The organism is Cellulomonas rhizosphaerae, assembly GCF_003470205.1.
Taxonomy (GTDB): domain Bacteria; phylum Actinomycetota; class Actinomycetes; order Actinomycetales; family Cellulomonadaceae; genus Cellulomonas; species Cellulomonas rhizosphaerae.
Genome location: NZ_QWKP01000223.1, coordinates 109,938 through 123,963, shown reverse-complemented (window position 1 = coordinate 123,963; position 14,026 = coordinate 109,938). Strand labels below are relative to the sequence as shown.

16 protein-coding genes are annotated in these 14,026 nt (G+C 74.1%); 12 read left to right on the top strand and 4 right to left on the bottom strand.

All coding sequences use genetic code 11. The features are described from left to right. Positions 1-40 precede the first annotated feature (40 nt). Genes D1825_RS17720 through D1825_RS17710 form a run of 3 tightly spaced genes read left to right on the top strand, consistent with a single transcriptional unit; the run spans position 41 to position 4,194 of the window. On the top strand, positions 41-3,175 hold the full coding sequence (locus tag D1825_RS17720; RefSeq protein WP_233549974.1) for an esterase-like activity of phytase family protein: 3,135 nt from the start codon (positions 41-43) through the stop codon (positions 3,173-3,175). Between the two features lie 57 nt (positions 3,176-3,232). Next, positions 3,233-3,739, top strand: coding sequence for a GNAT family N-acetyltransferase (locus tag D1825_RS17715; RefSeq protein WP_118768732.1), 507 nt, complete (start codon positions 3,233-3,235; stop codon positions 3,737-3,739). Then, positions 3,736-4,194 carry a low molecular weight protein-tyrosine-phosphatase gene (locus D1825_RS17710; RefSeq protein WP_118768731.1) on the top strand — a complete coding sequence of 153 codons (459 nt, stop codon included), beginning with the start codon at positions 3,736-3,738 and terminating at the stop codon, positions 4,192-4,194. The genes D1825_RS17715 and D1825_RS17710 overlap by 4 nt, the downstream gene beginning before the upstream one ends. A 63-nt stretch (positions 4,195-4,257) precedes the next feature. On the opposite strand, the gene D1825_RS17705 is transcribed toward D1825_RS17710, so the two are convergent. Continuing rightward, positions 4,258-5,724 carry an MFS transporter gene (locus tag D1825_RS17705; protein WP_233549973.1) on the bottom strand — a complete coding sequence of 489 codons (1,467 nt, stop codon included), beginning with the start codon at positions 5,722-5,724 and terminating at the stop codon, positions 4,258-4,260. Positions 5,725-5,845: 121 nt separating this feature from the next. Between D1825_RS17705 and D1825_RS17700 the strand changes: the two genes are divergently transcribed. The 9 genes from D1825_RS17700 to D1825_RS17660 all read left to right on the top strand — a co-directional run bounded on the left by D1825_RS17700 (position 5,846) and on the right by D1825_RS17660 (position 12,045). Beyond that, positions 5,846-6,439, top strand: a complete 594-nt coding sequence (locus D1825_RS17700) for a TetR/AcrR family transcriptional regulator (protein ID WP_233549972.1) — start codon at positions 5,846-5,848, stop codon at positions 6,437-6,439. 25 nt (positions 6,440-6,464) lie between these two features. Further along, entirely contained in the window at positions 6,465-7,643 is a 1,179-nt protein-coding gene (locus D1825_RS17695; protein WP_118768786.1) for a pyridoxal phosphate-dependent aminotransferase, read from the top strand. Between the two features lie 68 nt (positions 7,644-7,711). Beyond that, the gene (locus D1825_RS17690; protein WP_118768785.1) at positions 7,712-7,993 is read left to right on the top strand and encodes a TFIIB-type zinc ribbon-containing protein; all 282 of its coding nucleotides are present in this window, start codon (positions 7,712-7,714) and stop codon (positions 7,991-7,993) included. A 34-nt stretch (positions 7,994-8,027) separates the two neighbouring features. Beyond that, positions 8,028-9,146, top strand: coding sequence for a molybdopterin-synthase adenylyltransferase MoeB (gene moeB, locus D1825_RS17685; protein ID WP_456064391.1), 1,119 nt, complete (start codon positions 8,028-8,030; stop codon positions 9,144-9,146). A gap of 102 nt (positions 9,147-9,248) precedes the next feature. After that, positions 9,249-10,448 carry a molybdopterin molybdotransferase MoeA gene (locus tag D1825_RS17680; RefSeq protein ID WP_118768729.1) on the top strand — a complete coding sequence of 400 codons (1,200 nt, stop codon included), beginning with the start codon at positions 9,249-9,251 and terminating at the stop codon, positions 10,446-10,448. 1 nt (position 10,449) lies between these two features. Then, complete coding sequence (gene moaC / locus D1825_RS17675; protein WP_118768728.1) at positions 10,450-10,923, top strand: cyclic pyranopterin monophosphate synthase MoaC; 474 nt, start codon at positions 10,450-10,452, stop codon at positions 10,921-10,923. Beyond that, positions 10,920-11,537 carry a molybdenum cofactor guanylyltransferase gene (mobA, locus tag D1825_RS17670; protein WP_199721636.1) on the top strand — a complete coding sequence of 206 codons (618 nt, stop codon included), beginning with the start codon at positions 10,920-10,922 and terminating at the stop codon, positions 11,535-11,537. Before moaC ends, mobA begins: the two co-directional genes overlap by 4 nt. Beyond that, on the top strand, positions 11,534-11,815 hold the full coding sequence (locus D1825_RS17665; protein ID WP_118768727.1) for a DUF6457 domain-containing protein: 282 nt from the start codon (positions 11,534-11,536) through the stop codon (positions 11,813-11,815). Before mobA ends, D1825_RS17665 begins: the two co-directional genes overlap by 4 nt. Then, complete coding sequence (locus tag D1825_RS17660; RefSeq protein WP_118768726.1) at positions 11,812-12,045, top strand: MoaD/ThiS family protein; 234 nt, start codon at positions 11,812-11,814, stop codon at positions 12,043-12,045. The genes D1825_RS17665 and D1825_RS17660 overlap by 4 nt, the downstream gene beginning before the upstream one ends. A gap of 70 nt (positions 12,046-12,115) precedes the next feature. Here D1825_RS17660 and moaA read toward each other — a convergent pair whose 3' ends face one another. The 3 genes from moaA to D1825_RS17645 are packed head-to-tail and all read right to left on the bottom strand — an operon-like array spanning position 12,116 to position 13,985. After that, positions 12,116-13,102, bottom strand: a complete 987-nt coding sequence (gene moaA, locus D1825_RS17655; protein ID WP_118768725.1) for a GTP 3',8-cyclase MoaA — start codon at positions 13,100-13,102, stop codon at positions 12,116-12,118. After that, positions 13,099-13,515 (bottom strand): molybdenum cofactor biosynthesis protein MoaE, encoded by a 417-nt coding sequence (locus tag D1825_RS17650; RefSeq protein ID WP_118768724.1) that lies wholly within the window; start codon positions 13,513-13,515, stop codon positions 13,099-13,101. The genes moaA and D1825_RS17650 overlap by 4 nt, the downstream gene beginning before the upstream one ends. Further along, positions 13,512-13,985 carry a MogA/MoaB family molybdenum cofactor biosynthesis protein gene (locus tag D1825_RS17645; protein WP_233549971.1) on the bottom strand — a complete coding sequence of 158 codons (474 nt, stop codon included), beginning with the start codon at positions 13,983-13,985 and terminating at the stop codon, positions 13,512-13,514. Before D1825_RS17645 ends, D1825_RS17650 begins: the two co-directional genes overlap by 4 nt. Positions 13,986-14,026: the final 41 nt, after the last annotated feature.

Genomic DNA, 14,026 nt, shown 5'->3' with positions numbered 1-14,026 from the left:
GCCTGTGCCCCCGCGTCGTCGCGGCCGCACCCTGACCGCCGTGACGACGACGCTCGCCGTCGCCGCGGTCTCGACCCTCGGCGGTGCGCTCGTCGCGCACGCCGCCGACGCACCCACCCCCGGGTGGTCCGCCGCGGGCTGGACCGCGCCGGCCGCCGACCAGACGTTCCACCGCCTGGCGACCTACCCCGTCTACCTCAACCGCCCCGCGACCGCGGCAGCCGCCGACCCCACGGTCGCCGAGATCTCCGCGGTCAGCGAGGACGGAAAGACGTTCATCCACACCGATGCGCTCGCGCGCCGGATCGGCTTCGTGGATATCACCGACCCGGCGAACCCCGTCGGGAAGGGCACGCTGGACCTTGCCGCGGACCTGAAGGTCGGCGCGCAGGCGGAGCCGACCTCGGTCGCCGTCGTCGGCGGGTACGTGCTCGTCGTCGTGGACACGTCCGAGACCTTCACGGAGCCCAGCGGCAAGCTCGTCGTGGTCGACCTGGCCACCCACGGCGTGGTCCGCCGGTTCGACCTCGGCGGTCAGCCCGACTCGATCGTGCTCTCGCCCGACAAGACGCACGCCGCGATCGCCATCGAGAACCAGCGCGACGAGGAGTTCAAGCCGACCGGCGGCAAGAAGGGCGACCTGCCCCAGGCGCCGGGCGGCTTCGTCCAGCTCCTCGACCTGCCCTCCAAGAACTCACCGGCGGACTGGGAGCTGCGCAAGGTCGACCTGACCGAGGCCGCGCTCGCGGGCGTCGACACCCCCTCGGACCCCGAGCCCGAGTACGTGGCGATCGACCCGACGGGCTCGACGGTCGCGCTGACGCTGCAGGAGAACAACGGCGTCGCGCTCATCGACATCGCGTCGGGTGCGGTGACCAAGGTGTTCAGCGCCGGGTCGGTCGCGGTCAGCGGCATCGACGTGGCCAAGGACGGCGTGATCAACCAGACCGGGTCCATCCCGGCCACCCCGCGCGAGCCTGACGCGGTCGCCTGGCTCGACGCGACCCACATCGCGACGGCGAACGAGGGCGACTGGAAGGGCGGCACGCGCGGCTGGTCCGTCTTCGACACGACGACCGGGCTGCCGGTCTGGGACGCGGGGAACACGCCCGAGCGCCTCGCCGTGCGCACAGGCCTGCACTCCGAGGACCGCGCCGCAAAGAAGGGCGTGGAGATCGAGGGCCTCGCCGTCGCGACCCTCGGCGGCACGCCGTACGCGTTCGTCGGCTCAGAGCGGTCCAACTTCGTGGCCGTGTACGACGTGAGCGACGCGCTGAACCCGGCGTTCGTGCAGGTCCTGGCCACGACGAACGGCCCCGAGGGCATCCTGCCGATCCCCTCGCGTGACCTGCTGCTGGTCTCGAGCGAGACCGACGACGCGGCCAAGAACGTGCGCTCGTCGGTCTCGGTCTTCGGTCGCGGCGCCGCGTACGCCGACGCGCCGGCCACGTTCCCGTCGGTCGTCTCGGCCGACGACAGCGCCGGCAACCCGATCGGCTGGGGCGCGCTCGGCGCCCTGACGCCGGACCGGAGCGACCCGACGCACCTGTGGTCCGCCACCGACGCGGCCTACACCGACACGCGCCTGCTCTCGCTCGACGTGAGCTCCACGCCGGCGGTCGTCGACCGTGCGGTGCGGGTCACCGAGGCCGGCGCGGGCGTCACGCTCGACGTCGAAGGCATCGCGTCCCGTCCCGCGGGCGGCTTCTGGCTGGGTGTCGAGGGGGCGACCGGAGCGGCCAACCAGCTGGTCCGGACCTCCGCGGCCGGCGAGGTGCTCGAGCACGTGTCCCTTCCCGCCGAGGTCGCTGCCGGCCTCGACAAGTGGGGCATCGAGGGCGTCACCACCGTCGACGACGCGTCCGGCGAGCACGTCTGGGTCGCGCTGCAGCGTGGCCTGTCCACGGACCCGGGCGGCCTCGCGGGCTCCGCGCGCCTGGGCCGGTACGACGTCGCGACCCAGGCGTGGGCCTGGTTCGCCTACCCGCTCGAGACGACGAGCACGACGGGCGACTGGCTCGGCCTCTCCGAGGTCGTCGCGGTCGACGCCGACACCCTGGCGGTCATCGAGCGCGACAAGCTCAACGGCCCGAACGCCCAGGTCAAGCGCATCTACACGGTCGACGTGCCGGCTGACCCGGCGCCCGGCGCGGTCGCACCGCTGACCAAGAAGCTCGCGCACGACGTGCTGCCCGACCTGCGGGGCACCGCGGGCTGGACGCAGGAGAAGCTCGAGGGCCTGACGATCGGCATCGACGGCCAGGTGTACGCGATCACGGACAACGACGGCGTGCTCGACGCGACCGGCGAGACGGTCTTCCTGCGCCTCGGCAGCAAGGCCCACGTGTTCGGTGCCGTGGCCACGTCGACCGGCCTGGCCGTCACCGGCGCGCTGACCTACGGGTCGAAGCAGACGCTCACGGCGACAGTGACCCCGGCCGCCACGGGCACGGTCACGTTCCGCGACGGCACCCGCGTCCTCAGTACCGCCGCGGTCACCGCGGGCCGGGCCACGACAAGCCTCGCGCTCGGCGTCGGCACGCACGCGCTGACGGCCACGTTCGTCTCGTCGGCCGAGGACTGGTCGGGGTCGTCGTCGGCCGCGGTCTCCGTCACGGTCGCGAAGGCGACGAGCCGGACGGCGCTGCGCATCGCGCCGACGAAGGTCGCGTACGGCTCCGCCGCGAAGGCGACCGTCACCGTGACCGGGGCGGCGTCCGGGACGGTCTCGATCCGCGACGGCGGGAAGACGATCGCCACCGGTCGCCTCGCGTCCGGCAAGGTCACGGTGACGCTGCCGCGCACGCTCGCGGTCGGCAAGCACGCGCTCACGGCGGTGTACGCGGGCACGACGACGGTCGCGGGGTCCTCCTCGTCGGCCGCCTCCGTGACCGTGGCCAAGGCCAAGCCGAGGGTCGCGATCACCGCGAAGTCGTGGACCGTGAAGAAGAACGCGCGTCCGGTCGTCACGGTGACCGTCCGTGGGGCCACGACCCCGACCGGCAAGGTGACGGTCAAGGTCAACGGCAAGAAGGTTGCGACCAAGACCGTCGCGAACGGCCGCGTCTCCGTGACGCTGCCGAAGCTGTCGAGGTCGGCCACGGTCACCGCGACCTACGAGGGCTCCTCGTCCTACCTCCGCGTGACCGCGACCCACAAGGTCCGGGTGCGCTGAGCCCGCCGGTGCCGGGCGCGCTCGACCAGGGCGCGCCCGGCACCTCAGGATGGGTCGGTGAGCCGCTTCGCCGACTACGAGCCGGACCGGCACGGGGTGCCGGACCCCGCGGTCGTGCTGCGGGCCGCGGTGCCGTCCGACGTCGACGGGATCCTGGCCGTTGCTGCCTCGCGCGGGCCGGTGGCCTTCGGACCGCGCGTCCCGGCGTGGGTGGTCGAACCGGACCGGCGCGTGGTCGTTGCCGTGTCCGACGGCGTCGTCGGGTGGGGCATGGCCGCCCCGTGGGCGGGGTTCGACGACGTGCCCGACGGCCTCTACGTGTCCGGCCTGACGGTCGCGCCCGCCGCTCGGCGCCACGGCATCGGGGAGCGGCTGCTCCTGGACCTGATCGGGTGGGCGGCGCCGCGGTCCGACATGCTGGGCAGCGTGATCAACGCGACCAACGGCCCGTCCCTCGACCTGCACCTGCGGCACGGCTTCCGCGAGGTGGCCCGCTCCGACTCGTTCGCGGGCATCACGTTCACGGGCGGCGTCGGCGTCCTGCTCGTGCGGAACGCCGCATGATCTACCGCGTGATGACCGTGTGCACGGGGAACATCTGCCGCTCGCCGATGGCCGAGATCGTGCTGCGCTCGCGGTTCGAGGCCGCGGGGCTGGACGTCGAGGTCGACTCGACGGGGATCAGCGACGAGGAGCACGGCAACCCGGTGGACCGCCGGGCTCGGGCGGTTCTGGCGCGGCACGGCTACCCGACCGGGGAGGGGCACCACGCGCGGCAGGTGAGTGCTTCGGACCTGCCGTCGCGCGACCTGGTGCTGGCGATGACCTCGCAGCACGCGCGGGCGCTGCAGCGGCTCGGGGGCGAGCCGGTCATGTTCCGGAGCTTCGACCCCACCGCGGACGCGCCTGACGTCGACGACCCCTGGTACGGCGGGCCGGGGGACTTCGAGCGGTGCCTCGCGGAGATCGAGGCGGCGGCGGACGGGATCGTCGAGCACGTGCGGATCGCCCTCGCCTGAGAGCGCTGGCCTGAGACGCGCAGAAGGGACCCGCGGACGGGCCCCTTCTGCCGTGCTGGTGGTTCAGTCGACGAGCGCGAGCTCCGGCTCCTGCACCGGCGCGGCCTGTGTGGCCCTGGCCGGCCGGATGGTGATCGCCAGCAGGATCACGGTCGCCGCGAGGAACAGTGCCGAGACGAAGAACGCCCGGTCGGCCCCGACGACGAACGCGTGCTGCGCGATCTCGGCGGCGGTCGTCCCCGTGGGGGTCGCACCACGCGCCCCGGCGCTGGCCACGGTCACGAGGATCGCGAGGCCGAGCGAGCCGCCGACCTGCTGGCTGACGTTCACCAGCCCGGACGCCGCGCCCGCGTCCTGAGGTGCGACGCCGGCCAGGCCGGCTGCCGTGAGCGGCACGAACGCGAGACCGTTGCCCGCGCCGAACAGGAGCAGCGGGACGAGCACCGCGAGGTAGCTCGAGTCGGCCGAGAGCTGGGACAGGATCAGCAGACCGGCGGTCGACATCGTCAGGCCGCCGACCATGAGCGCCCGCATCCCGACCCGCGCCATGAGCGTCGCGCTGACGCGGGACATGACGAACAGCATGATCGTCAGCGGCAGGAACGCGACGCCCGTGGCGAGCGGCGAGTAGCCGAGCACGTCCTGCAGGAACTGGGTGAGGAAGAAGAACATCCCCATCATCCCGGCGACCAGCAGGAGGCGGGCCACGGTGGCCGACGAGCGCGTGCGGTCGGCGAACAGCCGCAGCGGGGTGATCGGCGACTCGGCGCGCAGCTCGACCAGGACGAACGCGGTGAGCAGCAGGACGCCCACGCCGAACGCGGCGAGCGTCTCCGGGTCGGACCAGCCGGCCGTGGCGGCACGGACGAAGCCGTAGACCAGGGACGTCATGCCGATCGTGGAGGTGGCGGCGCCGAGCAGGTCGAACCGGCCGCGGTGACGGGGCGTCTCGGGCAGCACGGCCCGGGCGACGACGATCAGCGCGATGCCGATCGGCACGTTGACGTACAGCACCCAGCGCCAGGACACCCACTGCGTGAGCATCCCGCCGGCGATGAGGCCGAGTGCGGACCCGCCGATCGAGACGGCGGAGTAGTAGCCGATGGCGCGCGTGCGCTCGCGGCCCTCGGGGAAGCGGGCCATGAGCAGTGCCAGGCCGGACGGTGCGGCGAGCGCCGCGCCCATCCCCTGCACCGCGCGGGCGGCGAGGAGCTGGCCGGGCGACTGCGAGAAGCCGCCGACGAACGAGGCCAGCGTGAACAGCGTGACGCCGGCGAGGAGCATGCGGCGGCGGCCGAGGATGTCACCGGCGCGGGCGCCGAGGAGAAGCAGGCCACCGAAGGCCAGGGTGTAGGCGTTCATGACCCAGGACAGCCCCGTGGCGGTGAAGCCGAGCGAGCGCTGGATGTCCGGGAGGGCGACGTTCACGATCGTCGCGTCGAGCACGAGCATGAGCTGCGTGGTGAGGATGGCGGCCAGCACGAGTCGCGGAGAGGCGAGCCGGGCGGCGGAGATTGAGGGTGCGGACACGAGGGCCTCCGCGGCGTAGTATTGGGGGAAGTGGAGAGAGCCTCCGGTTAAGAACTATACGGAGGCCGCCTCCGGTTACGCAAGTGTTCACGGTTTCCGATGCGTGGTGGAGGTAGGGCACGTGGGTCAGCAGGGCGCGACGACGACCGCTCGACCCCTGCGCGCCGACGCCGCCCGCAACCGCGAGAAGCTGCTCTCGGCGGCGCGCGAGATGTTCGACGAGGCCGGCACGGACGCGTCGCTCGAGGAGATCGCCCGCCGCGCCGGCGTGGGCGTCGGGACGCTCTACCGGAACTTCCCCACGCGGATCGAGCTCATCGAGGCCGTCTACCGGCACAACGTCGACGAGCTCTGCGCCTCCGGCGCCCGGCTGGCCGAGTCCCTCGAGCCGCGCGCGGCGTTCGAGGCCTGGCTCCTCGAGTTCGTCGCGTACGCGGGTTCGAAGCGTGGGCTGGCGGGCGCGCTGCGCTCCGCTCTGGGTGACGACGCGTCGCACGTGTTCGCCGATGTCCACGACCGTCTCACCTCGTCGGGCGACGCCCTGCTGCACGCGGCCCAGGCCGACGGCGGCATCCGGGACGACGTCGAGACGATGGACGTGCTGCGCGCCGTCTCGGGCGTCTGCATGGCCGCGCCGGACTGGCGCGACCCGGCCAAGACGCAGCGCGCGCTGCGGATCGTGCTCGACGGCCTGCGCTACCGCCCGGCTGACTAGCCGCCCGGGGTGAACAATGGCGCCCGTGAAGGTCGCCGCGAGAGCCCACGTCCCGCCGTTCGCCGTGATGGAGATCCTGGCCGCCGCCAACGCGCGCCGCGCCGCCGGGGAGCACGTGCTCAACCTGTGCGCGGGCGAGCCCTCGACCGGCGCGTCCGACGTCGTGCGGAACCGGGCGATCGAGCTGCTGACCGCGGGGGACCTCGGGTACACCGAGTCGCTCGGCGCTCCGGGCCTGCGTGCGGCGATCGCCCAGCACTACTCCGATTGGTACGGGCTCTCGGTCGACCCCGCGCGCGTCGCGGTGACGACGGGCTCGTCGGGCGGCTTCCTGCTCGCGTTCCTCGCCGCGTTCGACGTGGGCGACCGCGTGGCCCTGGCCCGGCCCGGGTACCCCGCGTACACGAACATCCTGCGCGCGCTCGGCTGCGAGGTCGTCGAGCTGCCGTGCGGTCCGGAGACGCGGTACCAGCCGACGGTCGCCCAGCTCGAGGCGCTCGACGAGCCGGTCGAGGGCCTGGTCATCGCGAGCCCGGCCAACCCGACCGGCACGATGATCGACGCGGGCGAGCTCGAGGCGCTCGCGCAGTGGTGCGGCGAGCACGGTGTGCGGCTGATCAGCGACGAGATCTACCACGGGATCGTCTACGCCGACGGGTCCGTGCCGACGGCTGCGTCGTACCTCGACCGCGGCGCCGTCGTCGTGAACTCGTTCTCCAAGTACTGGGCGATGACGGGCTGGCGCCTCGGGTGGCTCGTCCTGCCCGACGACCTCGTCGCCCCCGTCGACGCGCTCGCAGGGAACGTGGCGCTGTGCCCGCCCGCCCTGGCCCAGCACGCCGGGGTCGCCGCGTTCTCGGCCCCCGGGATGGCGGCCGCGCGCGACAACGTGACCCGGTACGCGTCGTCGCGCTCGCTGCTGCTCGAGCGGCTGCCGGAGCTCGGGTGGTCGCGGGTCGCGCCCGCCGACGGCGCGTTCTACCTCTACGCCGACATCTCGTCGTCCGGCCTCGACTCGATCACGTGGTGTGCGCGGCTGCTCGACGAGGCGGGCGTCGCGCTCACGCCCGGGACCGACTTCGACCCCGTGGACGGGCACCGCTGGGTGCGGCTGTCGTTCGCGTCGTCGGTCGAGGTGGTGCGCGAGGCCGTGGACCGGATCGTGGTGTGGCAGGGGTCACTGGGGCGCTCGTCGGGCACCTGACGCCCGGGTCGCGCGTTGGGATCGGTGACGGCGTCGCGTCGTCGCCCGCCCACCGGAAGGACGATGCCATGCGCTGCCCCGTCGACCAGGCCGAGCTGGTGATGTCCGAGCGGCAGGGGGTGGAGATCGACTACTGCCCCACGTGCCGCGGGGTGTGGCTGGACCGCGGCGAGCTGGACAAGATCATCGACCGGGCGCCGTCGTCGGCCCCGTCGTCCGTCCCCGCGCCGGCGCGGTACTCCGACGACCGCCGCTACACCGATGACCGCCGCTACGACTCGTCCGGCCAGCCGCCCCGCAAGAAGAAGAAGGAGTCCTGGCTCGGCGACCTCTTCGAGTTCGGCGGCTGACCGCGTCCGGGCCGGGTCGTAGGTTGAGGGCGTGATCCCGCTCGTCGCACCCGGTCCGCCGCTCACGCCCGAGCAGACGGCCCGCGCCTCGCGCCACCTGCTGCTGCCGGGCATCGGCGTCGACGGCCAGCGCCGCCTGCGGGCCGCTCGCGTGTGCGTGGTCGGGGCCGGCGGGCTCGGGGCGCCCGTGCTGCAGTACCTCGCGGCGGCGGGCGTCGGGACGCTCGGGGTGGTGGACGACGACGTCGTCGACCTCACCAACCTGCAGCGGCAGGTCATCCATGGCACGCCCGATGTCGGCCGGCTCAAGGTCGACAGCGCCGCGGACGTGATCGCGGCCCTTGACCCCACCGTCCGGGTCGAGACCATTCCCGTGCGTCTGACCAGCGAGAACGCGGCTGAGATCCTCGCCGGGTTCGACCTCGTCGTCGACGGCACGGACAACTTCCCCACCCGCTACCTCGTCTCCGACGCGTGCGAGCGGCTCGGCCTCCCGGTCGTCTGGGGGTCGGTGCTGCGGTTCGACGCGCAGGTCTCGGTGTTCTGGTCGCGGCCGCCGGCTGGCCCGGGCGTCACCCTGCGCGACCTGTTCCCGACGGCTCCCGCTCCCGACGAGGTGCCATCGTGCGCCGAGGCGGGGGTGGTCGGCGCGCTGTGCGGGCAGGTCGGGTCCGTGCTGGCGACCGAGGTGGTCAAGCTCGTGACCGGCGTCGGCGAGCCGCTGCTCGGGCGGTTGCTCGTGATCGACGCGCTGCGTGCGCGGTGGAGCGAGGTTCCGCTGGCGGGCTCGTCGCGTCGTCCCGTGCCCGATGATGCTGCTGTGACTGATGCCGATGTGCCCGAGGACCGCGTCCCGACGATCTCTGCCGCCGCGCTCGCCCTGCGCCTCGCCGACCCGTCCGACCCGCTCGTCCTCGTCGACGTCCGCGAGCCGGCGGAGGCCGCGCAGACGTCGATCCCCGGCGCACGCCTCGTCCCGCTCGGCCGGGTGATGGACGGCAGCGGGCTCGCCGACATCCCCCGCGACCGCGAGGTCGTCGTCCACTGCGCCGTCGGCGGCCGGTCGCAGGTCGCGGCGGAGGTGCTGCGCGCGGCGGGGATCCCGGCCACCAACCTCGAGGGCGGCATCCAGGCCTGGCTTGCGCTGACCTGACCCGGCGAGCCGCGACCGTCGGAGCCTGAGCGACCCACGGGGTCGCGGGCGGGTCGTGGCAGGATCGCTGGTCAGGCTTGATCGGACCGTGGAAGGGGCGCCGTGCGCGCGTTGGACGAGCATCGTGCGGCAGCGCTTGCGCTCGCGGCACCGCTGCCCGCCGTCGAGGTCGGGCTGGCCGACGCGCTCGGCATGGTCCTCGCCGAGGACGTGCGGGCCGACGAGCCGCTGCCCCGCTGGGACAACTCCGCGATGGACGGCTACGCGGTCCGGCGCGCGGACGTCCTGACGGTCCCGGCCGTGCTGCGCGTGGTCGCGGATCTGCCCGCCGGATCGCCCGACGAGCCCGCCCTCGAACCCGGCACCGCGGCCCGGATCATGACGGGCGCTCCCGTCCCGCCCGGCGCCGACGCCGTCGTGCCGATCGAGGTGACCGACGCCGGCACGACGACCGTCGAGATCCGCGTCGCCCCGGAGCCGGCGGCCCACATCCGGCGCGCCGGCGAGGACGCGATCCCCGGTGACCTCGTCCTTGCCGCCGGCGCGCTGCTCGGGCCCGCGCACGTCGCCGCGCTCGCGTCGACGTGCCGCTCGTCGGCGCTCGTCCACCGCCGCCCGCGGATCGCGGTCGTCTCGACCGGCGACGAGCTCGTCCCCCCGGGGACGGACCTGCGCCGTGGCCAGCTCCCCGACTCCAACTCCTGGCTGCTCGCGGCCGCCGTGACCGAGGCGGGCGCGGTGGCCGTCCGGCTCGGCCCCGTCAGCGACGACCCGGCCGCCCTGCTCGAGCTTCTCCACTCCCTGGACGCTGACCCTTCGGTCGACGGCGTGGTCACGTCCGGCGGGGTCAGCATGGGCGCGTTCGATGTGGTCAAGGCGGCGCTCGCGGACTCGCCCGGCGTCGAGTTCCTGCCCGTCGCGGTGCAGCCCGGCAAGCCGCAGGGCCTCGGCCGGCTGCCCGGCGGCACGCCGATCTGGACGCTGCCGGGCAACCCCGTGAGCTCGTTCGCCTCGTTCGAGATGTTCGTGCGGCCCGCACTGGGTCGGATGCGCGGGCTCGCGGCCGTCGAGCGTCCGACCGTGACGGCCCTGGCCGACGAGGGCTGGCGCACGCCTCCGGGGCGCGCGCAGCTCATGCCCGTGCGGTTCGTCGGCGACGCGCGTGTGGTTCCCGCCACCGGCCGCGGCTCGGGCTCGCACCTCGTCGCACGCCTCGCCCTCGCCGAGGGGCTCGCCGTCGTTCCCGCCGAGGTCGACGAGGTCGTCGTCGGCGCATCCGTCCACGTCCTGAAGGTGACCTGACATGAGCGACTTCACCCACCTCGACTCCGCCGGGCACGCCCGCATGGTCGACGTGACGAACAAGCAGCCGACCGTCCGCGCGGCCACCGCGTCCGGGCGGGTCGCGTGCGGGCCGGCGGTCGTGGCGGCGCTGCGCTCGGGCGACGTGCCGAAGGGCGACGTGCTCGCGGTCGCGCGGATCGCCGGCATCGCGGCCGCCAAGCGCACGGCCGAGCTGCTCCCGCTCGCGCACGTGATCGGCGTGCACGGCGCGGTCGTCGACCTGTCCGTCGAGGACGACGGTGTCCACCTCACCGCCACGGTGCGGACGGCCGATCGGACGGGCGTCGAGATGGAGGCGCTGACCGCGGTGTCGGTCGCAGCGCTCGCGGTCGTCGACATGGTCAAGGGGCTCGACAAGTCGGTGTCGATCGCCGACGTGCGGCTCGAGGCGAAGACGGGCGGGAAGTCGGGCGACTGGCGGCGGCCGGAGTGACCTCGGCGTTCGACGCCGTCGTCCTCGCCGGCGGAGCGGGCTCGCGGCTCGGCGGCGTCGTGAAGGCGGACGTCGAGGTGGCCGGCCGTGCGCTGCTCGACCACGTGCTCGGCGGGCTCGGCTCGGCCGCGGCCGTGGTCGTCGTCGGGCCGCCCCCCGTCGCTCGACCCGGTGTCGCGCGCGTGCTCGAGGACCCGCCCGGCGGCGGACCGGTCGCCGGCCTCGCCGCGGGGTTGGCGCACCTCGTCGCCTCGTCGGCCCCGGTCGTCGTGGTCCTGGGCTGCGACGTCCCGCGCGGGGCGGAGGCTGTGCCCGCGCTGCTCGCCGCGGTGGGCGAGGCTGACGGCGCTCGGCTCGTCGCCGACGGTCGGCCGCAGCACCTCGTCGCGGCCTACCGTCGGTCCATCCTGGCCGGCGCGCTGGAGCGCCTCGGCGATCCCGCGGGCGCCTCGATGCGGTCGCTCGTCGCCGGCCTCGACCTGGTCGACGTGCCCGACGTCGGCGACCTCGGGGCGGATGCCGACACCTGGTCCGACGTCCGTCGCCTCGACGCGTCCCTGCGTGGCACGATCGAACCCCACGACGGCCCCCGACGCGACGGAGCAGCACCATGAGCCAGGACCCTCGCCGCGCACCCGGGGCTGACCTCCCGCTGTGGGTGGACCGGCTGACGACCGAGATCGGCGTGGACCGCGCGCTGGTCGACATCGATCGCATCCTCGAGCTGGCCAGCGACGTCGCGCACCAGGTCGCGCGGCCCGCGGTGCCCGTCACGCTCTTCGTCGCAGGTCTGGCCTCGGCCGGCGGGACGCCCGAGGACGTCGAGCGGATCCTGCGGATCGTCGAGCAGCACGCCGCGCAGTGGGCCTCCGGTCTGGACGGCTCCGCGTGATCACCGTGCGTTACTTCGCGGCTGCGGCTGAGGCGGCCGGTGTGGACATTGAGCGGGTGCGGGCCGGATCGGCCCGTGAGGTCGCTGCCGTTCTGGTCGAGCAGCACCCGGCGCTCGCTGCGGTGCTGGGGCGGTGCGCGCTGCTGGCGGACGGGGTGCGCGTCGAGGGTGACGACCTGGTCGCGGCCGGTGCGACGCTGGACGTGCTGCCGCCCTTCGCCGGCGGCTGAGCGTCGGAAGGCACTCCTCGGCGGGCGCTGAGCTCGGCGAACGGTGAGTCGGGTGAGTCCGGCGGGCTCGTCAGCCGCCGATCGCGCTCATCGGCCGGTCCGGCTGATGGAACCCGGGCTCGCCGATCCCGTGGCCGGCCTTCTTGCCCGCGAGGCAGCGCAGGTACGCGTCGACGAGGTCGGCGTCCGTGCCGCCCTCGCGCAGGATCTGGCGGGTGTCGACCTCGGCCTCGGAGAACAGGCACGCGCGCAGCTGGCCGTCGGCGGTGAGGCGCAGGCGGTCGCACGCGCCGCAGAACGGGGCCGTGACCGAGGCGATGACGCCGACCGTCTGCGGGCCGCCGTCGACGTACCAGAGCTCGGCGGGAGCAGCCCCGCGGCCCTCGACCTCGGTGAGCGTGAACTCGCCGGCCAGGCGCTCGAGGATCTCCGCCTGGGTGACCATCTGCACGCGGTCCCAGGTGTGGCCGCCGTCGAGCGGCATCTGCTCGATGAAGCGCATCTGGTAGCCGCGGTCCACGGCGAACCGGGTCAGCGCGACGACCTCGTCGTCGTTGACGCCGCGCATCGCGACGGCGTTGATCTTCACGGGGCGCAGGCCCGCGGCGTCGGCGGCGGCGATGCCCGCGAGGGTCTCGACGAGGCGGTCGCGGCGGGTCAGCTCCATGAAACGGGCGCGGTCGAGCGTGTCGAGGCTGATGTTGACGCGGCTGAGGCCGGCGTCCTTCAGCGGCGCGGCGAGGGCCGGCAGGCGCAGCGCGTTGGTCGTGATCGAGACCTCGGGCGCGTTCGGCAGCGCCGTCAGGCGGCGGACGATGTCCACCACGTCGACCCGCAGCAGGGGCTCGCCCCCGGTCAGGCGGATCTCGGTGATGCCGTTCTCGACGCCGACGCGGGCCACGCGGATGATCTCGTCGGTGCTGAGCATGGTCGAGCGCGCCAGCCACGGGACGCCGTCGGCGGGCATGCAGTAGGTGCAGCGCAGCGAGCAGCGGTCGGTGAGCGAGATCCGCAGGTCGTGGTGCGGGCGGTTGAACCGGTCGACGAGTGCCGTCATTGCATCCCCACCCAGACGTGTGAGCCGTCCTCGAGGATCTCACGCTTCCACACCGGCAGCTCGGCCTTCACGGTCTCGACGAGCCGGCGGCACGCGTCGAACGCGGCCGCCCGGTGCGCGCTAGCCACCGCCGCGACGATCGCTGCCTGCCCCACCTCGAGGTGACCGATGCGGTGGCTGACGGCGACGCCGAGGATCTCGTTCTCCGCCACGACGGCCTCGGCGATGCTGCGCAGGACGCGGTCGGCGTCGGGGTGTGCCGAGTACTCGAGCGCGACCACCCGGCCCTCGACGGAGGGGTCGTGGTCGCGGACCAGCCCGGCGAACGTCGCCACGGCTCCCGCGACGGGGCTGCTGACGTGTTCCACGTGAAACAGCAGGTCCAGCGGCTCGTCGGAGATCCGGGCGATCACCGGTGATCACCGCCCGCGAGCTGGTCGATCAGGTGGGGCAGGAGCGGGAGCACCGCGGTGAGGCCCTCGGCGACGCCACCGGGAGATCCCGGCAGGTTCACGACGACGGTGCCGTCGGCCGTGACGCCCGCGAGGCCGCGGGAGAGCACGGCGGTGGCGACGGAGCCGGACCGGCGCAGCAGCTCCGGGATGCCGGGCAGCTCGCGCACCAGCAGGGGCCGGGTCCCCTCGGGCGTCTCGTCGCGCGGCCCGACGCCGGTGCCGCCCGACGTGATGACGACGTCGGAGCCGACGGCTGCCTCGATGGCGGAGCGGACGGAGGCGGCGCCGTCCGGCACGACCCGCACGTCGACGGCGTAGCCCGCCGCCTCGAGCAGCTCGCGCGCAGCGGGCCCCGACCGGTCCTCGCGCACGCCGGCGGCCGAGCGGTCGGAGACGACCACGACGACGGCGCTGCTGGTGGCGGGCACGCGGCCAGAGTAACCACGGCGCCCGACCGCGCCCCGGCGTC